General features: G+C 75.4%; 22 protein-coding genes and 3 pseudogenes. 6 read left to right on the top strand and 19 right to left on the bottom strand.

What is annotated here, in order from left to right; all coding sequences use genetic code 11:
* Positions 1–17: 17 nt before the first annotated feature.
* From WCD41_RS25090 to WCD41_RS25105, 4 genes are all read right to left on the bottom strand, one after another.
* A complete protein-coding gene (locus tag WCD41_RS25090) occupies positions 18–428 on the bottom strand; it encodes a hypothetical protein (protein ID WP_337717655.1) in 411 nt (136 codons plus the stop codon).
* Positions 425–1,204 (bottom strand): isoprenyl transferase, encoded by a 780-nt coding sequence (locus tag WCD41_RS25095; RefSeq protein WP_337717895.1) that lies wholly within the window; start codon positions 1,202–1,204, stop codon positions 425–427. Before WCD41_RS25095 ends, WCD41_RS25090 begins: the two co-directional genes overlap by 4 nt.
* A 68-nt stretch (positions 1,205–1,272) precedes the next feature.
* Entirely contained in the window at positions 1,273–2,154 is an 882-nt protein-coding gene (gene recO, locus WCD41_RS25100; RefSeq protein ID WP_337717657.1) for a DNA repair protein RecO, read from the bottom strand.
* An 18-nt stretch (positions 2,155–2,172) separates the two neighbouring features.
* Positions 2,173–2,937, bottom strand: a complete 765-nt coding sequence (locus tag WCD41_RS25105) for an SDR family NAD(P)-dependent oxidoreductase (RefSeq protein WP_337717659.1) — start codon at positions 2,935–2,937, stop codon at positions 2,173–2,175.
* A gap of 25 nt (positions 2,938–2,962) precedes the next feature.
* Here WCD41_RS25105 and WCD41_RS25110 point away from each other — a divergent pair, with 25 nt between their 5' ends.
* A complete protein-coding gene (locus WCD41_RS25110; RefSeq protein WP_337717661.1) occupies positions 2,963–3,334 on the top strand; it encodes a nuclear transport factor 2 family protein in 372 nt (123 codons plus the stop codon).
* Between the two features lie 60 nt (positions 3,335–3,394).
* Here WCD41_RS25110 and era read toward each other — a convergent pair whose 3' ends face one another.
* From era to WCD41_RS25180, 14 genes and pseudogenes are all read right to left on the bottom strand, one after another.
* Positions 3,395–4,291: a GTPase Era gene (gene era / locus WCD41_RS25115; protein ID WP_337717663.1), complete on the bottom strand. Its 897-nt coding sequence runs from the start codon at positions 4,289–4,291 to the stop codon at positions 3,395–3,397.
* Positions 4,288–5,592, bottom strand: a complete 1,305-nt coding sequence (gene lhgD, locus WCD41_RS25120) for an L-2-hydroxyglutarate dehydrogenase (RefSeq protein ID WP_373695192.1) — start codon at positions 5,590–5,592, stop codon at positions 4,288–4,290. The genes era and lhgD overlap by 4 nt, the downstream gene beginning before the upstream one ends.
* Positions 5,585–7,027 carry a hemolysin family protein gene (locus tag WCD41_RS25125; protein ID WP_337717665.1) on the bottom strand — a complete coding sequence of 481 codons (1,443 nt, stop codon included), beginning with the start codon at positions 7,025–7,027 and terminating at the stop codon, positions 5,585–5,587. Before WCD41_RS25125 ends, lhgD begins: the two co-directional genes overlap by 8 nt.
* Complete coding sequence (gene ybeY, locus WCD41_RS25130) at positions 7,024–7,563, bottom strand: rRNA maturation RNase YbeY (protein WP_337717667.1); 540 nt, start codon at positions 7,561–7,563, stop codon at positions 7,024–7,026. The genes WCD41_RS25125 and ybeY overlap by 4 nt, the downstream gene beginning before the upstream one ends.
* Positions 7,564–7,589: 26 nt before the next feature.
* Positions 7,590–7,958 (bottom strand): annotated as a pseudogene (locus tag WCD41_RS25135) (PhoH family protein); the annotation flags it as partial.
* Between the two features lie 261 nt (positions 7,959–8,219).
* A pseudogene (locus tag WCD41_RS25140) lies at positions 8,220–9,044 on the bottom strand (LAGLIDADG family homing endonuclease); the annotation flags it as partial.
* A pseudogene (locus WCD41_RS25145) lies at positions 9,033–9,719 on the bottom strand (PhoH family protein); the annotation flags it as partial. The pseudogenes WCD41_RS25140 and WCD41_RS25145, both read right to left, overlap by 12 nt.
* 58 nt (positions 9,720–9,777) lie before the next feature.
* Positions 9,778–10,665 (bottom strand): alpha/beta hydrolase family protein, encoded by an 888-nt coding sequence (locus WCD41_RS25150; protein WP_337717669.1) that lies wholly within the window; start codon positions 10,663–10,665, stop codon positions 9,778–9,780.
* A 2-nt stretch (positions 10,666–10,667) separates the two neighbouring features.
* On the bottom strand, positions 10,668–11,423 hold the full coding sequence (locus WCD41_RS25155) for a 16S rRNA (uracil(1498)-N(3))-methyltransferase (RefSeq protein ID WP_337717670.1): 756 nt from the start codon (positions 11,421–11,423) through the stop codon (positions 10,668–10,670).
* A complete protein-coding gene (gene dnaJ / locus WCD41_RS25160; protein ID WP_337717672.1) occupies positions 11,420–12,577 on the bottom strand; it encodes a molecular chaperone DnaJ in 1,158 nt (385 codons plus the stop codon). The genes WCD41_RS25155 and dnaJ overlap by 4 nt, the downstream gene beginning before the upstream one ends.
* A 56-nt stretch (positions 12,578–12,633) precedes the next feature.
* Complete coding sequence (gene hrcA, locus WCD41_RS25165; protein ID WP_337717899.1) at positions 12,634–13,653, bottom strand: heat-inducible transcriptional repressor HrcA; 1,020 nt, start codon at positions 13,651–13,653, stop codon at positions 12,634–12,636.
* 104 nt (positions 13,654–13,757) lie between these two features.
* A complete protein-coding gene (locus WCD41_RS25170) occupies positions 13,758–15,227 on the bottom strand; it encodes a dynamin family protein (RefSeq protein WP_337717674.1) in 1,470 nt (489 codons plus the stop codon).
* Positions 15,224–17,056, bottom strand: a complete 1,833-nt coding sequence (locus tag WCD41_RS25175; protein WP_337717676.1) for a dynamin family protein — start codon at positions 17,054–17,056, stop codon at positions 15,224–15,226. The genes WCD41_RS25170 and WCD41_RS25175 overlap by 4 nt, the downstream gene beginning before the upstream one ends.
* 98 nt (positions 17,057–17,154) lie before the next feature.
* Positions 17,155–18,303: an IniB N-terminal domain-containing protein gene (locus tag WCD41_RS25180; RefSeq protein WP_337717678.1), complete on the bottom strand. Its 1,149-nt coding sequence runs from the start codon at positions 18,301–18,303 to the stop codon at positions 17,155–17,157.
* Positions 18,304–18,601: 298 nt separating this feature from the next.
* Between WCD41_RS25180 and WCD41_RS25185 the strand changes: the two genes are divergently transcribed.
* The 3 genes from WCD41_RS25185 to WCD41_RS25195 all read left to right on the top strand — a co-directional run bounded on the left by WCD41_RS25185 (position 18,602) and on the right by WCD41_RS25195 (position 22,360).
* Positions 18,602–20,401, top strand: a complete 1,800-nt coding sequence (locus WCD41_RS25185; RefSeq protein WP_337717680.1) for an Hsp70 family protein — start codon at positions 18,602–18,604, stop codon at positions 20,399–20,401.
* Entirely contained in the window at positions 20,398–21,909 is a 1,512-nt protein-coding gene (locus WCD41_RS25190; RefSeq protein ID WP_337717682.1) for a LuxR C-terminal-related transcriptional regulator, read from the top strand. Before WCD41_RS25185 ends, WCD41_RS25190 begins: the two co-directional genes overlap by 4 nt.
* Positions 21,910–22,099: 190 nt before the next feature.
* Positions 22,100–22,360, top strand: coding sequence for a hypothetical protein (locus WCD41_RS25195; RefSeq protein ID WP_337717684.1), 261 nt, complete (start codon positions 22,100–22,102; stop codon positions 22,358–22,360).
* A 32-nt stretch (positions 22,361–22,392) separates the two neighbouring features.
* Here WCD41_RS25195 and hemW read toward each other — a convergent pair whose 3' ends face one another.
* Positions 22,393–23,628, bottom strand: a complete 1,236-nt coding sequence (gene hemW / locus WCD41_RS25200) for a radical SAM family heme chaperone HemW (protein WP_337717686.1) — start codon at positions 23,626–23,628, stop codon at positions 22,393–22,395.
* Between the two features lie 89 nt (positions 23,629–23,717).
* Between hemW and WCD41_RS25205 the strand changes: the two genes are divergently transcribed.
* Both WCD41_RS25205 and WCD41_RS25210 read left to right on the top strand, forming a co-directional pair.
* Positions 23,718–24,761: a hypothetical protein gene (locus tag WCD41_RS25205; RefSeq protein ID WP_337717688.1), complete on the top strand. Its 1,044-nt coding sequence runs from the start codon at positions 23,718–23,720 to the stop codon at positions 24,759–24,761.
* Positions 24,762–25,008: 247 nt separating this feature from the next.
* Positions 25,009–26,313, top strand: a complete 1,305-nt coding sequence (locus WCD41_RS25210; protein WP_337717690.1) for an MFS transporter — start codon at positions 25,009–25,011, stop codon at positions 26,311–26,313.
* Positions 26,314–26,320: the final 7 nt, after the last annotated feature.

Here is a 26,320-nt window from a genome sequence, read left to right on the forward strand (position 1 = left end):
GCGCAGCGGCGGCGCCCTCAGGCCTCGCCGAGCAGGTCCTCCCGGACCTGGGCCGCCGTGGAGACGACGAGCATGAGCAGGGTGCCGAGCGGGCCGACCGTGAGGCCCTCGGCGGGGAAGGCGTACCGCAGGGTGACGTCCCAGCCCTGGTCGGTCGCGACCGCGCCGAGCGTGCCGAACAGGCCCTGTCCGGCGCGTTCGGCGACCAGGCGCGGCGTGTCCGCGTCCGCGAGGTCCCAGGCGACGACGCACGTGAGACTCAGCACGGCGAGGCCCTCGACCAGCTCGACGCCCTGGATCGCGCACGGCACGCCGGCGTGGCGGAACGACAGCGCGCCGTCGTCGTCCACGTGCACGTCGACGAACTGCTCCATCGCCTCGCGGGCGATGATCAGCAGGCCCGCGGTGGTGGCGGCCTCACGGCTCACGGGGCACCGGTCCCTTCGGCTCCGTCGACGGCACCGCCGTACCGGCGGTCACGCCGCGCGTAGATCTCGCACGCCTCCCAGAGGTGGCGACGGTCGAAATCGGGGAAGAGCGTGTCGAGGAAGACCATCTCGGCGTACGCGGACTGCCAGAGCAGGAAGTTCGACGTCCGCTGCTCCCCCGAGCTGCGCAGGAACAGGTCGACGTCGGGCATGTCGGGCTCGTCGAGGTGGCGCGCGAGCGCCTTCTCGTCGATGCGCTCGGGGTCGATCTCCCCGCGGGCAGCCCGGCGGGCGAGCTCGCGGGCGGCGCCGACGATCTCCGCGCGCCCGCCGTAGTTGACGCACATGGTCAGCGTGACGACGTCGTTGTCCCTCGTCAGCTCCTCGGCGATCTCCAGCTCCTTGATCACCGACCGCCACAGCCGCGGCCGCTGCCCCGACCAGCGCACCCGCACGCCCATCGCGTGCATCTCGTCGCGCCGGCGGCGGATGACGTCACGGTTGAAGCCCAGCAGGAAGCGCACCTCGTCGGGGCTGCGCCGCCAGTTCTCGGTGGAGAAGGCGTAGGCCGAGATCCACTTGACGCCGAGGTCGATGCACCCGCGGACGACGTCGAGGAGCTGGCCCTCGCCCTGGCGGTGCCCCTCGATCCGCGGCAGGCCCCGCTGGTTGGCCCACCGCCCGTTGCCGTCCATCACGAGCGCGACGTGGTTCGGCACGAGCTCGGACGGGATCGCCGGCGCGGTCGCGCCGCTGGGGTGCGGCGTCGGCGCCATCACCGTCGGGTCGTCACGTCCCCGGAGCCGGTCGGCGCTCCGGCCGCGGGTGGGACGCAGGCGGGGGCTCACAGAGGGACTCCCGGTCCCGAGCGAAGGGCACCTTCGCTCGGCTCTTCGGGGCGAAGGTGCCCTTCGCTCGTCTCGGCGTCGTGCTCGTCGTCGATCCCGATCGCGAGCGGCGTCCCCGTGAGGTCGACGCGCGGGACCCCGCCGCGGCGGTCGACCAGCGGCAGCGAGCGCAGGGTGCGCTCGAGGTGCCACTGCAGGTGGGCCGCGACCAGCCCGGCGGTGTCGCGACGGGCGGCGGCGTCGGTGCCCTCGGCGGTGGCCCAGTCGCCGCTGCGCAGCGCCTCGAGCAGGCGCCAGGTCTCCTCGGACGGCACGACGGCCCCGGAGAGCCGGCAGTGCTCGCACACCGCGCCGCCCGCGGGCACCGAGAAACGCCGGTGGTACGGCGCGCCCTCGACCCCGCAGCGCGCACACTCGGTGATCGCCGGGGCCCAGCCCGCGATGACCATGGCGCGCAGGAGGTAGGCGTCGAGGACGAGATAGGGGTCGCGCACGCCGCCGGCCAGCCCACGCAGCGCGCCCACGAGCAGCAGGAACAGGTCACGCGCCGGCTCGCCCTCCTCGGAGGTCAGCCGGTCGGCCGTCTCGAGCAGCGCGCACCCCGCCGTGTACCGCGGGTAGTCGCCGGTCAGCTCGCCGCCGAACGCGTCGAGGGTCTGGACCTGGGTGACGATGTCCAGGCTGCGGCCGGTGTGCAGCTGGAGGTCCACGTGGCCGAACGGCTCCAGCCGCGCCCCGAACCGCGAGCTCGTGCGCCGCACGCCCTTGGCGACCGCGCGGACCTTGCCGTGCCGGTGGGTCAGGAGCGTGACGATCCGGTCGGCCTCACCGAGCTTCTGCAGCCGCAGCACCACCCCGGTGTCGCGATAGAAGCCCACGGCGCCATCGTCCCACCCCTAGGGCGACGGAGGGTGCAGCAGTGGCCGCAGATCGGGGTAGTTCGTGATCTCCCAGCCGCCGTCGACGACGAGGCTGGTGCCGTTGACGTAGGACGCGTCGTCGCCGGCCAGGAAGAGCGCGGGCCCGGCGATCTCGTCGGGATCCCCGGCGCGGGCCGCGACGATCCTCGTCACGAAGTCCTTCTCGATCGGCCCGCCGTCCAGGAACCCGGCCGTCAGCGGCGTGCGGATCAGGCCCGGGAGGATCGCGTTGACGCGGATGCCGCGGTCGCCGAGCTCCAGCGCGGCGTTCTTCGTGAACATCTCCACGCCCGCCTTCGCCGCGGCGTACGAGCTCGCGCCGTAGAGCGGGACGTGGGCGTTGAGCGAGGAGATGTTGACGATCGCGCTGCCCGGCGCCATGGCCCGCGCCTCGTGGCGGGTGCTGAGGTAGACGCCGCGCAGCACGAGGTCGACCGTCCAGCGCCAGTCCTCCTCGTCGCCGTCGACGACGGTGCCGAACCGGGCCGAGCCGGCGACGTTGAACGCCGCGTCGAGCCGCCCGAACCGCTCCACGGTCCGCGCGACCGCGCCCTGGACCTGCGCGGAGTCGGTGACGTCGGCGACGACCGTCTCCGCGCCCTGCTGCCGGCCGAGGCCGACCTCGTCGATGTCGACGAGCACCACCGAGGCGCCCTCGGCGACCAGCCGCGCCCCGATCGCGGCACCGATGCCGGAGGCGCCGCCGGTCACCAGGGCGACCTTGTCCCGGTATCGCTTCATGGCCCGAACGTAGGACGATCGGGCCATGAGCGGAATCGCTGCGCAGGTCGTCGGCGTCGTCGATGCCCTGGCCCACCCCGCGTCCGAGCCGCCCGAGGGCCTCTTCGCCCCCGGCGCGATCACCTGGCACTCGTTCGACGAGGTCGAGGCCCCGACGGTGCCGGACACGTTCGCGACCCTGCGCGCGATCCGGGAGAAGGTCCCCGACTTCACGATGACCGACGTGCGTGCGGGCGACGGGTTCGCGCAATACGTGATCGTCGGGACCCTGCCGGACGGCTCGGCGCTGCGGGCCCCGGCGGCGCTGGTGGTGCACGTCGAGGACGGGCTCGTCACCCGGATCGAGGAGTACGTCGACACGGGTCAGCTGGCGGGGCTGTTCGCGCTGCTGGCCTGACGCCGATGCGACGGAGAGTTGCGGGCACTGAACGTCTGCGGAGCCACTCCGCTGACACGTCTAGAAGCCGAGGCGGCGGAGCTGGCGCGGATCGCGCTGCCAGTCCTTGGCGACCTTGACGAACAGGTCGAGGTGGACCTTCTCGCCGAGGAGGGCCTCGATCTGGCGGCGGGCCTCGGTGCCGACGTGCTTGAGCCGCGAGCCGCCCTTGCCGATCACGATCGACTTCTGGCTGTCGCGCTCCACGAAGATCTCGGCGCGGACGGTGAGCACCTTGCCCGGCGTCATCTCCTCGACCACGACGGCCAGCGAGTGCGGGAGCTCGTCGCGCACGCCCTCGAGGGCGGCCTCGCGGACGAACTCGGCGATCAGGGTCGTCTCCGGCTCGTCGGAGAGCTCGCCGTCCGGGTAGAGCGGCGGGCCGGGAGGCATGCGCGCGAGCAGGAGGTCGGCGAGCAGCGAGACCTGGTGCCCCTGCGACGCGGACACCGGGACGATCTCGGCGAACTCCGCCAGCTCGTGGAGCGCCAGCAGCCGCTCCGCGATCACCTCGGGGCGCACCAGGTCGGTCTTCGTGAGGATCCCGATCAACGGGGTCTTCGCGGTGACCTTCGCCAGCTCGGCGGCGATGAACCGGTCGCCCGGCCCGATCTGCTGGTCGGCCGGCACGCAGAAGCCGATCACGTCGACCTCGGCCCAGGTCGTGTGCACGACGTCGTTGAGCCGCTCGCCCAGCAGCGTGCGCGGGCGGTGCAGGCCCGGGGTGTCGACGAGGACCAGCTGGCCGTCCTCACGGTGCACCACCCCGCGGATCGCGTGCCGGGTCGTCTGCGGCCGCGACGACGTGATCGCGACCTTCGACCCCACCAGCGCGTTGGTCAGCGTCGACTTGCCCACGTTGGGCCGGCCGACGAAGCAGGCGAAGCCGGAGCGGAAGGTCTCGTCGGGCGAGGTCACGCCGCCTTCCCCTCCAGCCGCGCCACGATCTCCCGCCCGATGGGCAGCGCCGCGGTCGCCGCGGGCGAGGGCGCGTTGAGCACGTGCAGCACGCTCGGCCCGTCCTCGGCCGACCCGTCCTGCACGAACAGGAAGTCGTCGACGAGCGAGCCGTCCGGCCGGACGGCCTGGGCCCGCACGCCGGCCCGGCGGGGGACGTCGTGCGGCGTGCGCAGGTCGTCCGCCGTCACCCCGGGCAGCATCCGCGCCACCGCCGCGGCCATCGCCGCCCGCGACAGCGACCGGTGCATCTCCCCCAGCCCGTAGCGCCACTGGCGCCCGGCGAGGGTGAGGAACCCGGGGTCGGTGAGCGTCCCGGCGAGCTCGCGCATCCGCAACGTGCGCCAGTCGTAGCCCTCGCGGGCCAGGGCGAGCACGGCGTTCGGGCCGACGTGCACCGACCCGTCGACCCCGCGCGTCGCGTGCACGCCGAGGAACGGGAACGCCGGGTCGGGTACCGGGTAGACGAGCCCGCGGACGGCCTCGCCGATCGGCCCGACGAGGTCGGAGTACTCCCCGCGGAAGGGCACGATCCGCACGCCGGGATCGAAGCCCGACGCCCGGGCGATCTCGTCGGAGCGCAGACCCGCGCACACCACGACCTGACCGGCGAGCAGGTCGCCGCCGTCGGTGTGCACGACGACGTCGCGGCGCCGGCGCGTCACCGACCGCACCGCGCGGCCGGTGTGCAGCACCGCGCCCCGCCCGACGGCGAGCTCCGCCAGCTTCCGCGTGATCGCGCCGTAGTCGCAGATGCCCGTCGACGGCACCCACAGGCCGGCGATCGCCGCGACGGCCGGCTCGCGCTCGCGCACCCCGGCCTCGTCGAGCTCGTGCACCTCGACGCCGTTGGCGCGCCCGCGCCGGACCAGCTCCGCCATGCGCGGCAGCTCGTCGGCGCCGGTGGCGGCGACGATCTTGCCGCACTCCTCGAACGGCAGGTCGTGCTCCGCGCAGAACGCCTTCGTCTCGGCGCAGCCGGCGACGGCGAGGCGGGCCTTCAGCGAGCCGGGCGCGTAGTACAGCCCGGAGTGGATGACGTTGGAGTTGCGCCCGGTCTGGTGGGTGCCGGCGGTCGCCTCGCGCTCGACGAGGGCCACCGAGGTGTGCCCCGCGGCGAGCAGCTCGTGGAGCACCGCGAACCCGACGATCCCGCCGCCCACGACGACGACGTCGTGGCGGGGGCTGGCAGCAACGGGCCCGGCAGCAACGGGGCCGGCAGCAACGGGGGTGGCCCCACCGGCGGTGACACCGTCAGCCACGGTCGTCCTTTCCCTCACGGGCGCCGGTCTGGGCGAGGTCGCCCTCGGCGTGCCGCTCATCGTCGCCGGTCGCCGCGGTCCCCTCGTCGGCGGGGACGCCGTCGGAGGAGGAGCCGGACGAGTCGGACGAGTCGGAGGAGTCGGAGGAGTCGGACTCCTCCTCCTGGCGCCACACGAGCAGGCTGCGGATGCGCATGCGCCCGCGGGCGTCCTCGCCACCCTCGGCGCGCAGGCGCAGCCCGGAGATCTCGGCCTCGGCGCCGGGCAGCGGTACCCGCCCGAGCCGCTGGGCCAGCAGGCCGCCGACGGTGTCGACGTCCTCGACGTCGAACTCGACGCCCGTGGCCTCCTCGAGGTCCTCGACCGGCAGGCGCGCGGCGACCCGCCAGGTGGAGGGGTCGAGGTGCTCGAGCGGGCGGTGCTCGGCGGCGTCGTACTCGTCGGTGATCTCGCCGACGATCTCCTCGAGCAGGTCCTCGATGGTCACCAGGCCCGCGGTGCCGCCGTACTCGTCGACGACGAGCGCCATGTGGTTGCGGTCGCGCTGCATGTCACGCAGCAGGGCGTCCGCCCGCTTCGAGTCGGGCACGAACTTCGCCGGGCGCATCAGCTCGCCGACCGCGCCGGCCCGGTCCGGTGGCGAGCCGTCGTCGACGGTCCGGCGCACGAGGTCCTTGAGGTAGACGACGCCCACGGTGTCGTCGACGTTCTCGCCGATCACCGGGATGCGCGAGTAGCCGCTGCGCAGCGCGAGGGCCAGGGCCTGGCGGACGGTCTTCTCGCGCTCGATCCACACCATCTCGGTGCGCGGCACCATGACCTCGAGGACGCGGGTGTCGCCGAGGTCGAACACCGACTGGATCATGGCCCGCTCGTCGTCGTCGACGAGCCCGCCGCGCTCGGCCATGTCGACCAGCTCGCGCAGCTCGACCTCCGAGGAGAACGGGCCCTCGCGGAACCCGACGCCGGGGGTGATCGCGTTGCCGACGACGATCAGCAGCGAGGCGAGCGGGCCCAGCAGCCGCGCGAGGATCCGCACCGGGCCGGCGACCGCGAGCGCGAGGCCGTAGGGGTGCTGGCGGCCGAGCGTGCGGGGCCCGACGCCGATGAGCACGTACGACACGAGCACCACGACGAGTCCCGCGACGAGCAGCGCGAGCCAGTCCGGCCCGATGAGCTGCAGGGCGACGAACGCGCCGAGCACCGTCGCGGCGGCCTCGCACGCCAGCCGCAGCAGCATGAGCAGGTTGAGGTGGCGCGGTCGGTCGGCGACGACGGCCGCGAGGGCCTTCGCGCCGGTGGCGCCCTCGCGCACCAGCCCGTCGACCCGGGCCCGCGACACCGTGGAGATCGCGGCGTCGGCCGCCGCGAACACCCCGGCCAGCGGCACCAGCAGGATCGCCGCGACGAGCTGGCCGACCAGCCCGGACGTCACTGTTCTTTCTCGCCCAGCCCGACGGTGCCGAGCAGGCGGTCGTCGGCGGCGCGCTCGCGGGCGCTGCGGGCCGCGGCGGCGCGCTGGGCGCGCCAGTCGGCGAGCAGCTCGGCCTGCAGCCCGAACATCTGGCGCTCCTCGTCGGGCTCGGCGTGGTCGTAGCCGAGCAGGTGCAGCACGCCGTGGACGGTCAGCAGGTGCAGCTCGTCGGCGAGGCCGTGCCCGGCGGCGGCCGCCTGGTCGGCCGCAAACGCGGGGCACAGGACGATGTCGCCGAGCAGCGCGGGCCCGGACGACGGCGCGTCCGGCCGGCGCGCCGAGTCGTACTCGTCCATCGGGAACGACATGACGTCGGTGGGCCCGGGCTCGTCGAGCCAGCGCTCGTGCAGCTCGGCCATCGGCTCGAGCTCGATGAGCATGATCGAGAGCTCGGCGAGCGGGCTGACTCCCATGCGGTCGAGGGCGTAGCGCGCCACCTCGACGATCGGGCCCTCGGCCACCTCGACGCCCGACTCGTTGGCGATCTCGATGCTCATGGGGACCTCGTCAGCGTCTGGGGAACTCATCGACCTCGTCGCTCGCGGTTGCGCGGCCCCACCGGCGGCCCGGTGCGCGGGGCGCTCGAGACGGCCTGCGGGCGACGCTGCTGGGCGGCGTCGTAGCGGCCGTAGGCGTCGACGATGTCGGCCACCAACCGGTGACGGACGACGTCGTTGGAGGTCAGCTCGGAGAAGACCACGTCGTCGACCCCGTCGAGGATGTCACGCACGATGCGCAACCCCGACGTCGAACCACCCGGGAGGTCCACCTGGGTGACGTCACCGGTGACGACCATCTTCGAGTTGAAGCCCAGACGCGTGAGGAACATCTTCATCTGTTCCGGCGTCGTGTTCTGGGCCTCGTCGAGGATGATGAAGGCGTCGTTCAGCGTGTTGTGCGTGACGATGTAGTTCTCGGTGACGTACAGGGAGTCCTCGGCGGCGACCGAGATGCAGACGCAGTCGGCCTCGCCGTCGGGAAGGATGCTGTCGACGTAGCGACGAGGCCGTCCGCCGCCGGTCGCGTCGTAGACCTCCCGCTTCCGCGTCAACCGGAACGGGGCGATCTCCGCCGGGAGGCGGATGTCCAGGACGTGGGCGTCGGAGCGGTAGGGAACCGGGCGCCCACCGGCGCGGCCGGGGGTGCGGCCGGCGGCGTACCGCGTCTTGACATAGGCGACACCGCCGAGCGACCGGACCAGGCGGACGACGTCGTCCCGGAGGCGGGGTGAGCACGTCGTGTACTGGACACGGCACGTCCGCCCGCCCTGACGCACCGGACCGCCGTCGGTGTCGAGGAGGCCCTGCAGGAGCGCCGCGCGGACCTCGACGCTGTTGTGCAGGTAGGACTCCGGCACGAACTTCGTCGACGAGTCGGTGCCCGCGAGGCCCAGCTGTCGCAGCACCGCCGTCACGGGGTTGGCGGTGATGACGCCACCGCGACCTCCGCCGCCGACCCTCCGCAGGACGTAGTCCAGGCCGGACTCGTGGGTCACCTCGGCGTCCGGGAGCGCCGCGTCCAGGGCCTCGGCCAGCTCCGGATCCTTGGTGCAGAAGCTCGGCGTGGTCCGGTCGGCGCAGCCGTCGCCGAGCAGGAGCCCGAGCGCGTACGGATCCATCGGCACCGGCTGCTCCGGGAACGACACCGGCGACACGAGCGGCAGCTCGTACCGGTGCGCGTGGGACCACCACAGGTTGTCCTGCATCTGCTGCGTCTGGAGGACGCGGCCCGCCTTGCCGTGGCGACGGTCGTCCGGCGTGGTGACGAACCACAGGTGCTCGGCGCAGGCGCGCGTCGAGACACCGTCCTGCGTCCACACCCGATAGACCTGCTTGCGGCCCTGCGGGTGGACTCCCAGGACCGCGGTCGGCCTGCCGTCGCGTCCGGTGACGAGGTCGCCGACCCGGAGCTCGCCGATCGGACGGAAGCCGTCCGGGGTGAGGACCGGCGTGTCCACCGGCTGCGCACGCCCCCGCATGTAGGCCAGAGGAGCGATCTCGATGGTCCCTGCGGCCATCAGCTTCGGCACCGCGTCGGTGTCGAGCATGTCGTGCAGCGCGTCGTAGAGCGGCCGCAGGTACGGGTCGATCTTCTCCGAGAGCGTGCCGGGCAGGAACCCGAGCCGCTCCCCCGCCTCGACCGCCGGGCGGGTCAGGATGATCCGGTTGACCTGCTTGGCCTGCAGCGCCTGCACGGCCTTGGCCATCGCCAGGTAGGTCTTGCCGGTGCCCGCGGGGCCGATGCCGAAGACGATGGTGTTGACGTCGATCGCGTCGACGTAGCGCTTCTGGTTGAGCGTCTTGGGCCGGACGGTGCGCCCGCGCCGCGAGACGATGTCGAGGCTGAGCACCTCGGCGGGCGACGGTCCGCCCTCCGGGCCCTCGTCGTCGTCCTGCAGCATCCGCACCGAGCGCCGCACGACGTCGGGATCGATCTGCTGGCCGCGGCTGGCGAGCACCACCAGCTCGGCGAACACCCGCTCGGCGAACGCCACGTCGGCGGGCTCGCCGGAGAGGGTGAGCTCGTTGCCGCGGACGTGGACGTCGGCCGCCAGCAGGCTCTCGGCCTCGCGCAGGTTCTCGTCGCGCTTGCCCAGGAGCGCCAGCAGCGCCGCCTCGGGCACCACGATCCGGGAGGTTCCGTCACCGGTCACGTGCTGAACTGTCCTGCTTCCTGCTCGCCGTCGATCCGTCACATCGATCCTAGCGCTCTCACAGCAGCCCCTCGACCTCGTCCCGCACCGCGGCCCAGGCCGGCAGCGACGGGTCGATCACCGCGAAGTGGTCGGCGCCGGGCAGCACGCGCAGGCGGGCGTCGCCCCGCGCAGCGGTCGCCGCCGCCACGTAGCGCTGCGACTGGTCGAGCGGCACGACGGTGTCCGCGTCGCCGTGGACGCACACGACCGGCGCCGACGCCGGGACCAGCGCCGTGGGCGACGCCAGCGCGTAGCGGTCGGCGACGGTGGCGGGCGGCCCGCCGAGCAGGTCGACGACGGCGCCGCCGCCCAGGTTCGCGGCCGCGCCGGCCACGAGGTCGAGCACCCCGGCCTGGCTCACGGTGCCGACCGGGCGCACCTGGGGGTCGGCGCCCGGTGCCCCGGCGTCGAGACGCTCGCGGCTCGCGGCCCAGCCGACGAGCTGCCCGCCCGCCGAGTGCCCGAGGAACACCACGCGGTCGAGGTCGAGGCGCCCGTTCGCGGCCTTCTGCACCGCACCCGGCAGCTGGTCGACGCCCGCCGCGACGTCGGCGAACGTCGCGGGCCAGCCCCCACCGGCGCCGACGCGGCGGTACTCGAGGTTCCAGGCCGCGATGCCGCGGTTGGTGAGGTCGACGGCCAGCGGCGTGCCCAGCTCGAGCCCGTAGGCCGCGCGCCAGTAGCCGCCGTGCACCACGACCACCACCGGGACCTTCTCGCCGCCCGGCGGGAGGTGCAGCACCCCGAACTGCGCGGGATCGGTGCCGTAGGGCAGCGAGCGCGGGGTCGGCGTGCCCGGCTGGGTGGGCGGCACCGTGACCCCGCCCGCGGGCGTCGGCACCCGGGCGCAGGCGGCCAGGCCGGCCAGTCCGGCGAGCCCCCCGAGCAGCGATCGGCGCGCCACCGTCACCTCCATCGCCCGGTCCGCGCGCCCAGCGCGCCCAGGGCGACGGCGGCGGCGGTCGAGGTCCGCAGCACGCCCGGGCCCATGCGGACCTCGCACGCCCCGGCGCCGACGAGCAGGGCGCGCTCGTCGTCGGTCACCCCGCCCTCGGGGCCGACGACGAGCACCAGCTCGCCCCGGTCGGGCAGCGTGACCTCGGCGAGCGAGGTGTCCGCGGTGGCCTCCAGCACGAGCACCGCGTCGGCGTCACGGGCCGCGAGGTCGCGGGTGGTGGCGGGCGGGGCGACGTCCGGGACCCGCGCCCGTCGCGCCTGCTTGGCGGCCTCGCGCACCGTCGTGCGCCAGCGGGCGAGGGCCTTCTCCCCCCGGACACCGTCGTCCCACCGCGCCACGCACCGCTCGGCGCGCCACGGCAGGATCGCGTCGACGCCCGCCTCGGTCGCGAGCTCGACGGCCAGCTCGGCGCGGTCGCCCTTGACGAGGGCCTGCGCGAGCGTGATGCGCAGCCGCGGCTCGTCCTCGCTGCGCCGCTCGAGCACCGTCGTCGTCACCGTGCTCCTGCCGACGTCGGTGACGCGGGCCCGGGCCCGGGTGCCCGCGCCGTCGCCGATCAGCACGACCTCGCCCGGACGCACCCGGCGCACGTCGGCGGCGTGGCGCCCCTCCGCGCCCTCGAGGACGACCGCGCCGACCTCGGGGACCGCGTCGACCCAGAACAGCGCCGGCCGGGACCAGGCCTCGGAGACCGCAGGTGTCACCGCGCGCGGCCGCCCTGACGCCGGCGTCCGAACAGGCCGTTGCGGTGGGCCGCGAGATCGGGCCGCTCCTCGCCGCGCAGCTCGGCCAGCTCGCGCAGCAGCTCGGTCTGGCGCGCGTCGAGCCGGTCGGGCACCTGCACGTCGAGGTGGACGAGCAGGTCGCCGCGGCCGTCGGTGCGGCCGGTCGAGCGCAGGCGGGGCATGCCGCGACCGCGCAGGGTGTGCGTGGTGTTGGGCTGCGTGCCCGGTTCGATCGTCAGCTCCTCGTCGCCCTCGAGCGTGCGCTGCGGCAGCGTGGTGCCCAGCGCGGCCGCGGTCATCGGCAGGCTGACGTGGCAGTGCAGATCGACGCCGTCGCGGGTGAAGTACTCGTGACGCTCCTCGGAGACCTCGATGTAGAGGTCGCCGGCGGGGCCGCCCCCGGGGCCGACCTCGCCCTGGCTGGCCATCCGGATGCGCATGCCGTCGCCGACGCCGGCGGGCACCTGCACGGTGACCGTGCGCCGCGAGCGCACGCGCCCGTCGCCCGAGCACTGGGTGCAGGGGCTGGGGATGATCTCGCCGGTGCCGCGGCACACGGGGCACGCGCGGGCCGTGACGACCTGGCCGATGAACGAGCGCTGGACGTTCTGGATCTCGCCGCGGCCGTCGCAGGTGTCGCAGGTCTCGGTGCGCGTGCCGGGCTCGGCGCCGCCGCCGTGGCACTTCTCGCACAGGACCGCCGTGTCGACGGTCAGGTCGCGGGCGACGCCCGTCGCGCACTCCTCGAGCGTGAGGTCGATGCGGATCAACGCGTCCTCGCCGGGCTGGACCCGGCTGCGCGGACCGCGCCCTCCGGTGGCCCCCGCGGCGCCGAAGAAGGCGTCCATGATGTCGCCGAGGCCGCCGAAGCCGGCCGCGGAGAAGCCCCCGGCCCCGCCGCCACCGCCGCCGCGGGTCTCCAGCGGGTCGCCGCCGAGGTCGACGATGCGGCGCTTCTGCGGGTCGGTCAGGACCTCGTAGGCGCTCTTGACGTCCTGGAACCGCGCCTGGGTCTCGGCGTCCGGGTTGACGTCGGGGTGCAGCTCACGGGCGAGCTTGCGGTAGGCCCGCTTGATCTCGCCGTCGTCCGCCTCCCGGGACACGCCCAGGATTCCGTAGTAGTCCTTCGCCACGCTGGTCCTCGTCCGTCCTGTTCATCCGTGCCGGCGCCGTGCCCTCCGGTGGGCGCTCAGCGTCCCCCGACGATCTCACCGACGTAGCGCGCCACCGCACGCACCGCCGCGATCGCGCTGGGGTAGTCCATCCGCGTCGGTCCCACGACGCCCATGCCGCCCAGAGCGGTCGTTCCCGCTCCGTACCCGATCGACACCGTGGACGCCGTCCACAGGTCCTCGGACTCGTTCTCCTCACCGATGCGCACCGTGACCGTCTCCGGGTCGCTGGCCGACGTCAGCAGCCGCAGCACGACGACCTGCTCCTCCAGCGCCTCCAGCATGCCGCGCAGCGCCGAGGCGTCGGTGCCCGCCCGGGTCAGGTTGGCCGTGCCGCCGAGCACGAGACGCTCCTCGGGCCGCTCGAGCAGCGCCTCGAGCAGCACCGCCGCCACGCTGAGCAGCGGCGAGCGCAGCCCGGCGGGGGCGTCGTCGGGCAGCTCCGACATGCGCGCCGAGGCCGTCGCCAGGGGCTGGCCGACCAGGGCGTTGTTGAGCAGCGCACGCAGGCGGGACACGTCGTCCTCGTCGAGGACGTCGCCGAGGTCGACGACGCGCTGGTCGACCCGGCCGGTGTCGGTGATCAGCACGAGCATCAGCCGCGCCGGTGTGAGCCGCACGACCTCGAGGTGGCGCACCGTCGAGCGCGTCAGCGTCGGGTACTGGATGACGGCCACCTGGCGCGTGAGCTGGGCGAGCAGGCGCACGCTGCGCTTGAGGACGTCGTCGAGGTCGACGGCGCCCTCGAGGAACGTGGTGATCGCCCTGCGCTCGGCGGTGGAGAGCGGCTTGACCTGGTGCAGCCGGTCGACGAAGAGGCGGTAGCCCTTGTCGGTGGGGATGCGCCCGGCGCTGGTGTGCGGCTGGGCGATGTAGCCGTCCTCCTCCAGCGCTGCCATGTCGTTGCGCACGGTCGCGCTGGAGACGCCCAGGTTGTGGCGCTCGACGATCGCCTTCGAGCCCACCGGCTCGTTGGTGGCCACGAAGTCCGCGACGATCGCGCGCAGGACGGCGACGCGGCGCTCGTCGGCGTTCACCGCGCCCACCTCCCGGATGCTCGCCCGTGGGTCTCGTCGGTCCGTCGGGCCCGACCGTCCATGGTAGGTGAGCCCCGGCCCGACGTCCGCCGGACGCCGCGACGTCAGGTCCGGCCCGCGAGGATCCCCTCGACGCTGCGGACGACGACGCGCGCGACGTCGGTCCGGGCGCGCTCGGCCCGCGGGTCCTCGCCGGCACGGCGCCAGCGGGCCAGGGCGTCGAGGGCGAGACCCCGCACGTCGGTGTCCGGCGCGTCCGGCGGGACACCCAGCCGTGCGGTCGCGGCCGGACCGTCACCGCCGAGCAGGCGGCGGGCCTCCTCGTCGGCACCGCCCCGGGCGTGCAGCGCCACCAGGGCGTCCTGCTCGACGAACTCGTGCGCGCCGGTGCGCACGCGCTCGACCGCGGCGGCCAGGCCCTCCGCGTCACCGCAGGGGACCTCGTGCAGGACGCGCTCGAGGGCACCGAGTGCCGCGCGGGCCCGGAAGACGTCGGCGTGGGCGACGAGCTGGGAGCCGACGACCGACCGCAGCTCGTCGAGCCCGCTGCGCCGGACGAGCTCGGCGGCCAGGCCGGCGGAGTCGGCCGTCCCCGCGGCGCCGCGCCGCACCAGCGTCGTCGCCAGCCGCAGCCCGTGGACCCCGAACCGGTCGAGCAGCGCCCGGCGGGCGCGGTGGTCGGCCGGTACCGGGGCGCCGTCGACGAAGCGGTCCGCCGAGAGCAGCAGGTCCTCGACGTCCTCGCGGGCGAGCGCGGCGAGGTCGCGGACCGCGACGAACTCGGCGGCCCGCAGGGTGCGCGCGGTCTCGACGAGCAGCCCCGAGACCGGCACCACCGTGCGGCAGTGCCGGCGCAGGCCCGGGTCGGCCCGGTACCGGCGGGCGACCTGCGCGGCGGTCATCAGCGCGTCGAGGCGCCCGCCGCCGATCTCGTCGGCGCGGGACAGGACGGCCACCGTGCCGGCCGGCCCGATCCCGCGGGCGGCGCCCTCGCCCACCGTCTCGGCGAAGGCGACGTCGGCGTCGTGGAGGTGGCGCACGAGATGGAGCACGACGTCGGCCCCGTCACCGGGGGTCCCCGCGTCCTCGGCCTCCTCCGCGGACAGGAACGCGCGGGCCCGGCCGGCGACCCCGGGGCGGGTCGAGTCCGCACCCGGCGTGTCGATGAGCGTGACCTCGCGCAGGCTCGCCGACGGCCAGTCGACGCAGAGCTCGTCCACGCCGGTCCGGCCCGCGAGGTCGATCACGAGTGCACCGCGCCGGTGCACCACGGGCAGCTCGTCGGGGGGCGTGCCGTCGCGGTGGTGCGCCACGATCCGCGCGCTCGGCGCGTCCCGGTAGGTGGTGACGACGCGGGTGCACTCGGCGGTCCCGGTGGGCGCGATCTGCTCGCCGACCAGGGCGTTGAGCAGCGTCGACTTCCCCGCCTTGAGCGTGCCGGCCAGGGCGACGCGCAGCGGCCCGTCGAGCCGGTCACGATGGGCGCGCAGCAGCGCCGCGGGCGCCGGGCGGCCGGCGTAGACGGCGAGGGCGCGGTCGAGGACGGCGCGGGTGCGGTCGGCGAGGGCGCTCACGTGGCGCACCGCGCGAGCACGTCGTCGAGGCGCGCCAGCTCCGCGCGGACCTCCGCGGTGCGGCGCCGGCGGCGTTCCGCGTCGAGGTCCCGGGCGCCGGTGGCGGCCACGACGGCCGCCGCGGCGCCCGTGGCGACCTCCTCGGCCCGCGCGGTGAAGTGGTCGCGCAGCGTGCGCTGGACCTCGCGCAGCATGTCCTTGGTGTGCTTGCCGACGACGAACTGCACCTCGTCCGCGTGCTGGCGCACCACGCGGCGGGCGTCGAGCCGCCGCCGGCGCAGGGCGCGGCGCCGCTCGTCGCGCAACGTGCGCCCGCCGAGCAGCACGCCGGCGCCCACCGAGAATGGGTTGATCAGCGCCATGCCCGACAGGGTCGTCACCAGCCCGACCATGAGCACGCCGCCGTACGAGCCGCGCAGGCCGACGAGGAGTCCCTGGGTGAACGCCATGCGGTCCAGGTCGGGCGTCCCGAGCTCGGGCAGGGCGGACAGCTCGGCGGTGAAGCGGCCGGCCGGCACGGGGGCCCCGTCCGCCACGGGCTCCGTGCCCTCGACGCCGGGCTCGGCGCCCGGGTCGGCGAAGTGCGCGGCGACCCGCTCCGCGAGCCACCACGTCCGTTCCCCCGCCCACAGGTAGGTGGTCGCGACGGCCCGGCCGATCTCCTCGGCGAGCCAGGGCTCGAACTGGTCCCACACCTGGGCGGGGTCGACGGTCTCGAGCGTCTCCTCCGCGGTCCGCAGGACCTGCCGGACGCGGTCGCGGAGATCCCAGTCGACGTCCGCGCCGAGGTCGGCGACGCCGTCGGCGAGCGTCTGCTGCCAGCGCGCCGACCGTTCCTTCGTCGCCGCCGCGCGGGCCGTCGCCGCGGCCAGGGCCTCGTCGAGCTCGCGGGCCCGGGCCGGGCCCTCCAGCGCGGCGAGCTCGACGACCGGCACCGCCCGGACGTCGCGCAGCACCTCGGCGACGTGCCGCTGCAGCGCGCGCTCGGTCCGGCACCCGCGGGGCTCGACGACGCGGCGGCGCAGGAGCTCGGCCAGGGCCGGGACGCCGGACGCGGCCGCGAGCTCGCGACCGAGGTCGGTGCCGTCCCGGGTGCGGGCGTGGCGGGCGAGCTCCGCCGACACCCCGACCACGTCGACCACCAGACCCCGCGCGGCGAGCAGCGCCGCGTCGAGGTCGCGCACCTCCCGCCACGCCGGGTGCAGGTCGGTGCGGGTGAGGGCGACGACGACCGTCGCGACGTGGCCCGCGGCCGCCGCGAGCAGCTCGACCTCGCCGGCCGTGAGCTCCCGCGAGGCGTCGCTGACCAGCAGGACCGCGTCCGCCGCGGGCAGCTCGCCGAGCACCGCGACGCCCGGGGCTCCCCCGGGCCCGCCGGCGCCCGGCGTGTCGATCAGCGTCAGCCCCGCCGCGAGCACCGGGACGTCCCGGCCGATCTCGGCCTGCACCCACGCCCGGTCGTCGCGTCCCGTCACCGCGCCGGCGAGACGCGCGGCCGTCACGTCCTCCCGTCCGTGCGGACCCACCAGCACCGTGTACGGCTCCTCGGAGTACGCCACGACGGTGGGCAGCGCGGTCGCGACGTCGGCGTGGGCGGGGCAGAGGTCGGTGCCGACGAGCGCGTCGACGAGGCTGCTCTTGCCCTGCTTGTGGTCACCGACGACGAGCACCCGGGCCCCCGGGTCGAGCAGGCGGCTCCCGTCACGGGCGAGCGACGCGGCGACGTCGTCGCGGCCGAGATCGCGGGCGAGGGCCACCGCCTCGTCGAGGACCGCGGCGGCCTCGCGCCGTGAGGTCGGCGCGGTCGTCGCGGGCAGTGTCGTCGTCATCAGGGACCCCCCGTGGTCGACGGGCGGCGCCCGGCCATCGCCGAGCACCGCCCGTCACCGAACAGCCAGCAGATGCTACTGCGTGTGACCGGACCCGATCAGGGGACGAGGTCCACGTCGACGTCGTCGACCTCGATGTCGACGTCGGTGAGGTCGCCGTCGACGTCGGTGATGTCGCCGGTCGAGACGTCGTCGTTGTCCTCCGTGACGTCGTTGTCCTCTGTGACGTCGTTGTCCTCCGTGACGTCGTTGTCCTCCGTCACGTCGTTGTCCTCGGTGACGCTGTTGTCGACGTCGTTGTCCTCCGTGACGTCGTTGTCCTCCGTGACGTCGTTGTCCTCGGTCACGTCGTTGTCCTCGGTGACGTTGCCCGAGTCGGAGATCGTGACGTCGTTGTCCTCGGTCGTGTTGCCGGAGTCGGTGATCGTGACGTCGTCGTCGCTGGTCAGGTCGCCGGCGCCGCCCTCGACGAGGACGTCGCCCTCGCCGGCGGTGGCCACCGTGCCGCCCGTCGCGTCGCCGCCGACCGCCACCGCCCCGCCGGCGCCGGCGGCGAGACCGCCACCCACCGCGGTGCCGTCGCCGAGGACCGCCGTGCCGTCGTCGACGACCTGGTTCCCGTCGCCGACGATCGCGCCCGCCCCGGTGACGACCGTGCCGTCGAGGTCGTCCCCGACCGCGACCGCCCCGGCGCCCGAGGCCACCGTCGGACTCAGGTCGAAGTCCTGGACCACGTCGCCGCCGGCCCAGATGTCCTGGTCGATGATCTGGTTGAGCACCGTGTCGTGGCTGTCGAAGTGGTAGGTCGTCGTCGCGACGGACAGGTGGGCGATGACGCGGTCGATCTCCGTGACACCCGGGACCGCCGGCCCGGGGCCGCTCCCGCCACCCCCGCCGTGCCAGCCACCGTGCCCGCCACTGTGCCCGCCGCCGTGCCAGCCGGGGCCGGACCAGTCGTCGTCGAGGGCCGCGAGCCGGGAGCCGCCGCCATCGCCCCCGCCGGCACCCCCACCGGGACCGTCGAGCACCCCGTCGCGGACGTCCTCGTCGTAGCGGGCGGCGACGGCGGCCGGGGCGTGGTCCATCACCAGCGGCACCGCGTCGCGCAGGTCGTCGAGCGTGAGGTCGTCGAGGCCCGCGGCCTGCAGCGAGCAGGACGGGTCGGCGAGGAACTCGGCACGTGCCACGGGGTCGCGGAAGAGGTCGAGGAGGAACTGCAGGAGCGTCTTCGCTTCGGTCGCGGGCATCGGGCACCTCCGTGGTCGTCCGGACCGGTCGTCCGGTGAGGACGAAAGCTAGGAAGATCCGGGCCCCGGGACAGCGGGGATCGACCCGCATCCGCGACCGGGACCCCGGGGGCCGGCCCCCGCTGGGCCGGTCGGGGTCCGGGGGGTCCGGACGTGCGACCCCGATGTCCACCCCCCGTGTGGGCTAAGTGGACTAGGTGTTAGTCCGAATGCCGCTTACTCTCGCTGCTGTGCACGTTCGGTACATGGGTACCGAGCGCTGAGTGACCGATCCTCGGTGACTGGGTGGGGGGCAGCCATGACGTACGACCTCGGCATCGATCTCGGGACGACCTACACGGCCGCCGCGGTCCTGCGCGACGGCGGCGCGCACCCGGAGACGGTGACGCTGGGGAGCCGCCTGGCGGTGGTCCCGTCCGTCGTCTACCGGGGTCCGGACGGGACGGTGCTCGTCGGCGAGAGCGCCGAGCGCCGCGCCGGCGACGAGCCCGACCGGGTCGTGCGCGAGGTCAAGCGCCGCCTCGGCGACGACGTCCCGCCCGTGGTGGGCGGCGAGCCCTGGCCGGCCGAGGACGTCGCGGCCGCGATCGTGACCTGGGTGCTCGGGCGGGTCGCCGAGCGCGAGGGCGGGCCGGCGCGCCGGATCGTCGTCACCCATCCCGCCACCTGGGGCGACTTCCGCCGCACCCGCCTCCGGACGGCCCTGGGCGCCGCCGGCCTCGCCGACGTCGAGCTCCTCGCCGAGCCGCACGCCGCCGTCCTCGGGCACGCGGCGCTGCGGCGACCGGCCACGGTCGGCGGACCGTCCGGGGCCGAGGTCACGACGGCCGTCTACGACCTCGGCGGCGGCACGTTCGACGCCGCCGTCGCCCGCCGCGCGCCGGACGGCACCGTGACCCTGCTCGGCACGCCCCGAGGCCTCGACCGGGTCGGGGGCATCGACTTCGACGAGGCGGTCCTCGCCCACGTGCGGGACGAGGTCGCCGAGGCGCTCGCCGATCTCGACCCGGACGCCCCGGAGAGCTGGCAGGCGCTGCACCGGCTGCGCCGCGACTGTGTGGAGGCGAAGGAGGGGCTCTCGGCCGACACGGAGGTCGTCGTCCCCGTCGTGCTCCCGTCGGGCCACCGCACCGTGCGCCTGGGCCGCGCCGACTTCGAGGCGCGGATCCACGGCACGGTCGCGGCGACCGTGGAGGAGTTCCTCGCGGCGCTGGCGGACGCGGGGGTCACGCCGTCGGAGGTCGACCACGTCCTGCTGGCCGGCGGGTCGTCGACGATCCCGCTGGTCGCGCGCCTGCTCACCGAGGCCCTCGGCCGCCCTGTCGCCGCCGACGCGGACCCGCTCACCGTCGTCGCCCTCGGCGCGGCCGTCGCGGCCCACGGAGTCGACGACGAGGCCGTCCCGACGGTCGTCCGGGGACCCGAGCGTCCGGCGTCGACGATCACCGGCCTGTTCGACGCCGACGAGCCCGAGGAGGACGAGCCGCCGCGTCGGGGGCGGCGGCTCCTCGTCGCGTCGGGGGTGCTCGCGGCGGTGGTGGCCGTCGCGGTCACCGTGCCCCTCCCGCTCGACGACGCCGTCGGCGACTCGGTCCGGGGCGCCCTGCACGACGCGTTCGGGACCCCACCGGCGGCCCTGACCGCGCCGCCGGCCCCGGCCGCCACCGTCGTCGCCCGCCCGCTGGGTGAGGTGACGCCCCTCGGCCCCACGGACCCCGCTCTGCCCGGCGGTGGTCCCGTGTCGGGCCCCGGCCCGGTGCCGCCCCCCGGCACCGGGCCGGTCGGGGCGCCGGCGGTCGCCCCCGCGGCGGCCCCTGCGACGGTCGCGGAGCCCGCGGTCGCCCGGACCGCTGCCGCGCCGGAGCGTCCGGTCACGGTCGAGGCCACCCCGGCCGCGGTGACCGAGCCGGACCCGCCGTCGTCGCCGGCCGAGGAGGCACCGGCGGAGACGCCCGCCGCCGACGAGCCGGAGCCGACGGGCGAGCCCGACCCGCCCGTCGAGGAGACGCGCAGCGTGGAGGAGCCGGCCGAGACGTCCACGGCGTCTCCCTCGTCCTCGTCCCCCGCCTCGTCCCCTGCCCCCGAGGAGACGACGTGACCGCCGTCCACACCGCCCCGCCCTCCTCGCCGGAGCGGCCGGACGACCCGGCCGACGCTGCCTACGCGGGTGATCTCGACACGGCGCTGCGCACCGCCGACGCCGCCCTGCGCGACCGGTCGGACCCCGACGGGCAGGGGCGCGCGGCCGCGGTCCTCGCCGCGGTCCTCCCCCACCGCGGGCTGCTCGCCCGCAGCGCCGACCTGCACCGCTGGCTCGCCCGCCGTCACGGCCGGAGCGCGCCGGACGCCGTCGTCGCGCTGCTCGGGACGGGGGCGCTCGACGAGGCCACCACCGCCGTGACGTCGGCGGAGAAGGTCGCCGGCCCTGCCGCCGGCCTCGCCCCCGGCCTGGCCGACGCCGCCGACGTGCTCACCGCCCGCGGCGTGCTGGCCTCGGTCACCGGCGACTCGTCGGCGGCCCTGTCGCTGCTCACCCGTGCCGCCACGGCGCTGGCCGTGTGCGACCGGCCCGCGGTCCGCGGGGACACCCCCGCCGCGCTCGGCGCGCTCGTCGCCCTGCACCGCGGGGAGCCCGAGCTCGGCGGGCCGTTGCTCGACCGGGCGCTCGCCCTCGACCTCGGGGGCCCGGCCCACCGTCGCCGTCACCTGCTCCTGCGGGCGTGGTGCGCGCTCGCGGCGGGGGACGGCGCGGAGGCGCGGTCGCTGCGGGCCCGCGCCGGCGAGGCAGGGCCGGACGTGGTCGAGCCGCGGGACGAGCTGGTCGCGGTGGCCCTCGACGTGGCGCTCGCGCGACGCGCCGGGGACGTGCGCGCGCTGCTCGACCTCTGGGCGCGGGCGCGCGAGGCGCTGGTGCGCCACCCCGTCGACCTCTACGTGCTGCTGCCCGTCGGCGAGCTCGCGCTGGCCGCGGCGCGGCTCGGCGAGCAGGGCTGGGTGGCGCCGCACCTCGAGGAGGGCGCCGCGCTGCTCGACGCCCTCGGGCAGCCGCCGCTGTGGAGCACGCCGTGGCACTGGTACGGCCTGCAGTACGCGATCGCGACGGAGCAGACCTCGGCGGCCGCCTCCCACGCCGAGGGGCTGGCGGCGGCCGCACGGGTCACCCACCCCGCCGTCGCGCCGGCCCGCGCGGCCGCGGCGTGGCTGCGGGTGCTGGCCGGGGACGTCGACCCCGACGAGGTCACCGCCGCGGCCACGGGGCTGCGGGCCGCGGGGCTCGGGTGGGACGGCTCCCGCCTCGCCGGCGAGGCCGCGCTGCGCACCACCGACCGGCGCGCGATCTCCGCCCTCCTGGCCTGCGCGCGGGACCTGCACCCGCCCCAGGAGGAGGCCGTCCCGACACCCCGGACCTCGGGGGTGGTGCTCAGCGAGCGGGAGCGCGAGGTCGCGGCGCTCGTCGTCCAGGGCCTGACCTACCGCGAGATCGGGGCGCGGCTGTTCCTCTCGGCCAAGACCGTCGAGCACCACGTCGCCCGCCTGCGGCACCGACTCGGCTCGGCGAGCCGCAGCGAGCTCTTCGGCGACCTGCGAGCGGCGCTGGGTCGCTGATTCCCGGAACGGCCCCTCGGCCGGGCCTCGGGCTGTGACCATCTCGGCATGCCGGAGGGAGTCGAGGTCCGTCCCGAGTTTCTGCGTCGAGGCGCCGCACAGCTGGGCGACGACGCGCCGGGGTCGTCCTCAGCGAGGAAGGTCGGGTCGTGACCGTCTGGGCGAAATCATCACGTGGCTGGAGGAACCCGTGAGCGCACTGCACGGCCTCGACGGAGAGACGGCGGAGACCGTACGGCTCGTCCTCGGCCGACGGGCGCCCGACGTCCTGCGCGCTCTGGAGGAGACCGACGATCCCTCGAACGATCTCCGTGACCGCACCGCTGCCGTCCTCGCCGAGGAATTCAGCAGGGAGGTCTCGGGCCCGGACTGGGAGCCGTCCCCTCATGGGATCCGCGTCGATGACGCCATCGGTCGGTTCTACCGGTGCTATCCGGTCGATCGCCGTTGAGGCTTCGCCGGGTTGCCGGGCGACCGGGCCCTTCAGCGCTCGGCGAGCGCCAGGGCCACGCCGTCGGCGAGCAGGCGCCCGCGGCGGGTGAGCACCGCCCGACCGCCGGCCCAGGCCCCCCGGTCGAGCAGGCCGTTGCGGGCGGCCTCGTCGCCGGCGTCGCGCCCGACGGGTTCCAGCGCCGACGCGGCCAGCCCGTCGGAGGTCCGCAGTTCGAGGAGCACCTGCTCGAGGTGCGCCTCGTCGGGCGTCACCCGCTCGCGGGCCTCGGCGGGCGAGCGCCCCGCCGCGAGGGCCGCCGAGTAGCGGGCCGGGTGGCGGACGTTCCACCACCGGGTGCCGCCGACGTGCGAGTGCGCGCCCGGCCCGGCGCCCCACCAGTCGCCGCCGCCCCAGTAGCCCAGGTTGTGGCGGCAGCGCGCGGCGTCCGAGCGCGCCCAGTTCGACACCTCGTACCAGCCGAAGCCCGCCGCGGTGAGCACGTCGTCGACGATCTCGTAGCGGTCGGCGAGCACGTCGTCGTCGGGCATGGGGATCTCGCCGCGAGCGATGCGGCGGGCCAGCGCGGTGCCGTCCTCGACGATCAGCCCGTACGCCGAGACGTGGTCGGCGCCCGAGGCGAGGACGGCGTCGAGCGAGCGGCGCAGGTCGTCGTCGGTCTCGGTCGGGGTGCCGTAGATGAGGTCGAGGTTGACGTGCGCGAGACCGGCGGCCAGCGCCTGGTCCGTCACCCGGACCGCCGCGCCCGGCGTGTGCCGGCGGTCGAGGACGGCGAGGACGTGGTCGACGTCGGACTGCATGCCCAGCGAGAGGCGGGTGTAGCCGGCGTCGGCGATCGCGGCGAGCAGCTCGGGGGTCGTCGACTCGGGGTTGGCCTCGGTGGTCACCTCCGCGCCGGGGCGCAGGCCGAACGACGAGCGGACGGCGTCGAGCACCGCGACGAGGCCCTCGGCGCCGAGCAGCGAGGGGGTGCCGCCGCCGAGGAAGACGGTGTCGGCCTGCGGAGGGGTGCCGAGCACGGAGGCGGCGAGGTCGAGCTCGCGGCGCAGGCCCTCGAGCCAGGAGGCCGGGGAGGCGGGGTCGTCACTGCTGGTCAGGCCGAGGTCGGTGGCCGTGTAGGTGTTGAAGTCGCAGTACCCGCAGCGCGTCGCGCAGAACGGCACGTGCACGTAGATCCCGAACGGTCGGGTGCCGAGCCCGGCCAGCGACGGCGGCGGGAGCGCGCCGTCGGCGGGCGCGGGCTCGCCGGACGGGGGGACGGAAGGCACGGGTCCATTCTGCGCCCGGCCGTTCAGTAGCCCCGGCGCCCTCGTTCGGTAGCGGTCCTCGAACGATCAAGAGACTAGCGTCGTCGACCATGAACCGGGGGGTGCGCACGGCGCTGACCTGCACCGTTGCGGTCGTCGCGCTGGCCGCCTGCGGCACCGCGCCGTCCTCGCAGGCGCCGGGGTCGACGCCGTCGTCACCCTCGACCACCGCGGGGGGCGCGCTCTTCTCCGGCCCCCAGCCCTGGACCGCGGACGTCTCGGGGTCGGCGGCGTCGGAGCGCAGCCCGGCGATCATCGCGGCACTGGCCGACGCCGGCGGGTGGGGCAATGGCGGCGTCTTCCAGGTCGACTTCGCGATGCCGGTGTGGACCGCGCCGGCGGACGCGCCGCGGATGGCCGTCACCCCGACCCCGGAGTACTGCGGCGGCGGGCCGGACTGCGACCCGCTGCCCGCGGAGATGCCGGTGCCCGACGGCGCGGTGATGGAGGGCTCGCAGGACCTGACCTGCGACGCCGCCGCCGAGGACTGCCACCTGCTGATCGCCGACCCCGCGAACCGGCGCCTTCACGAGATCTACCAGGGGACGCAGGACGGGGACGGGCTCACCGCCGGCGCCTACGTCGTCTGGGACCTCGACCGGGCCTACACCGACGAGCTGCGCGGCCCGCAGTGCACCAGCGCCGACGCCGCCGGCTTCCCGATCGCCGCGCTCACGCCCACCGCCGACGAGGTGGCGTCCGGCCGCATCGAGCACGCCCTGCGCTTCATCCTGCCCAACGACCGGATGAAGGCCGGTGTCTACGTGCCGCCCGCGACTCACGCGGGCGGTCCGGAGAGCGCCGCTCCCGACGCCCCGCCCTACGGCGTGCACCTGCGCCTGCGCGCGGACGTCGACACGTCGGCGTACTCGGAGCAGCAGCGCGTGGTGATCACGGCGCTGCAGACCTACGGGATGTACCTCTCCGACGGCGGCGAGATCGCGCTGACGTTCGCCGACGACCGGTCGAGCACGGCGAAGTGGAGCGAGCTGGGGATCGACGCGCAGTCGTTCGCCGGCCTGCCCGTCGACGCGTTCGAGGTGATCGACCACGGCCCCGAGGTGCCGGTGACCTACGAGTGCGCACGCAACTGAGCGCGTGGCGTTACGGACACTGGATGACAGCGACGCCACGCCGCTGACACCTCGTACACCCCGATGCGGCGAAGGTCACCGAGACTCCGTTCCGGCTGGAAGGGCCCGGACGGGGATGGCACGGTCGGTGCGTGCGCGCTCACCGACTGCTCCTCGTGGCCCGGCGTCACGTGGATCTCGGTCGGCTGGCGAGCACCCTCTGTCCGGCGTGCTGACCCCCGTCCGCACGCCGCCCCAGAGGATCTCCATGACCACCGCCACCCCCGCGGTCGAGCAGCAGGACGCCACCAGCCCCCGCACGGTGCTGATCGCGAGCCTCATCGGCACGACCATCGAGTGGTACGACTTCTTCCTGTTCGCGACGGCCGCGGGGATCGTCTTCCCGCAGCTGTTCTACGGCAGTGGCGACCCGACCGTCGCCACCCTGCTGTCCTTCGCGACGTTCGCGGTCGGCTTCGTCGCCCGGCCGATCGGTGGGCTGATCTTCGGTCACATCGGCGACCGGGTCGGCCGGCGCGAGACGCTGATCGTGACCATGGCGCTGACCGGGATCGCCACGGCGGCGATCGGCTTCCTGCCGACCTACGCCGCCATCGGCGTCGCCGCCCCGCTGCTGCTCGTGCTGCTGCGGATCGTGCAGGGCATCGCGATCGGCGGCGAGTGGGGCGGCGCGGTGCTCATGGCCGTCGAGTACGCCCCGGACGGCAAGCGCGGGCTCTACGGCGCCACCCCGCAGATCGGGCTGGGCCTGGGCCTCGCGCTCGGCACCGGCGTGTTCGCCCTGCTCGGGCTCGTCATGGACGACGCTACGTTCCTCTCCTGGGGCTGGCGCGTGGCGTTCATCGCGAGCCTCGTGCTCGTCGGCGTCGGGCTCGTCGTGCGGCTCGCGGTGATGGAGACCCCGGCCTTCCGCCGGATGCAGGCCGCCGCCGAGGTCTCGCGGGTGCCGGCCGTCGACGTCGTGCGGGACGCCCCGTCGCGGCGCAACCTCGGCTGGACGCTGCTCGCGCGCTGGGCCGAGGGGGCCTCGTTCAACACCTGGGGCGTGTTCGTCCTGACCTACGCGGTGGCGACCCTCGGCATGCCGCGGACCCCCGTGCTCGTCGCGGTCACCGTCGCCGCGCTCGTGAGCGCCATCGTGGTCCCGATCGCCGGGGCGTGGGGCGACCGGATCGGGCGCGGCAGGGTGTTCGCGATCGGCTGCGCCGTGCTCGTCGTCGGCGTCTTCCCCGCGTTCGCGCTGATCGGCACCGGGTCGGTCGCCCTGCTGACCGTCGCCCTGCTCGTCATGCTGGGCCTGTCGTACGGGCTCGCGAGCGGGTCGGAGTCGACCCTGTTCGCCGAGGTCTTCCCCACGCGCACCCGTTACACCGGGATGTCGCTCGCCTTCCAGGGCGGCGGCATCTACGCCTCCGGGCTCACGCCGCTGATCCTGACCTCGCTGCTCGCCGCGGGCGGCGGCACGCCCTGGCTCGCGGCGGGGTACCTCGCCCTCGCCGGGGTCGTCAGCGCCGTCGCGGCCCTGCGGGCGCAGCCCCTCGAGACGCTCTAGGAGACAC

This window comes from Actinomycetospora aeridis, assembly GCF_037400275.1.
GTDB classification, from domain to species: domain Bacteria; phylum Actinomycetota; class Actinomycetes; order Mycobacteriales; family Pseudonocardiaceae; genus Actinomycetospora; species Actinomycetospora aeridis.

Bases quoted from the DNA above. Each gene is read 5' to 3' on its own strand.
- WCD41_RS25185 (WP_337717680.1), top strand. From the start codon at position 18,602: ATGACGTACGACCTCGGCATCGATCTCGGGACGACCTACACGGCCGCC.
- WCD41_RS25210 (WP_337717690.1), top strand. From the start codon at position 25,009: ATGACCACCGCCACCCCCGCGGTCGAGCAGCAGGACGCCACCAGCCCC.
- WCD41_RS25180 (WP_337717678.1), bottom strand. From the start codon at position 18,303: ATGCCCGCGACCGAAGCGAAGACGCTCCTGCAGTTCCTCCTCGACCTC.
- WCD41_RS25110 (WP_337717661.1), top strand. From the start codon at position 2,963: ATGAGCGGAATCGCTGCGCAGGTCGTCGGCGTCGTCGATGCCCTGGCC.
- WCD41_RS25095 (WP_337717895.1), bottom strand. From the start codon at position 1,204: ATGGCGCCGACGCCGCACCCCAGCGGCGCGACCGCGCCGGCGATCCCG.
- WCD41_RS25205 (WP_337717688.1), top strand. From the start codon at position 23,718: ATGAACCGGGGGGTGCGCACGGCGCTGACCTGCACCGTTGCGGTCGTC.
- ybeY (WP_337717667.1), bottom strand. From the start codon at position 7,563: ATGAGCATCGAGATCGCCAACGAGTCGGGCGTCGAGGTGGCCGAGGGC.
- WCD41_RS25175 (WP_337717676.1), bottom strand. From the start codon at position 17,056: ATGACGACGACACTGCCCGCGACGACCGCGCCGACCTCACGGCGCGAG.
- WCD41_RS25105 (WP_337717659.1), bottom strand. From the start codon at position 2,937: ATGAAGCGATACCGGGACAAGGTCGCCCTGGTGACCGGCGGCGCCTCC.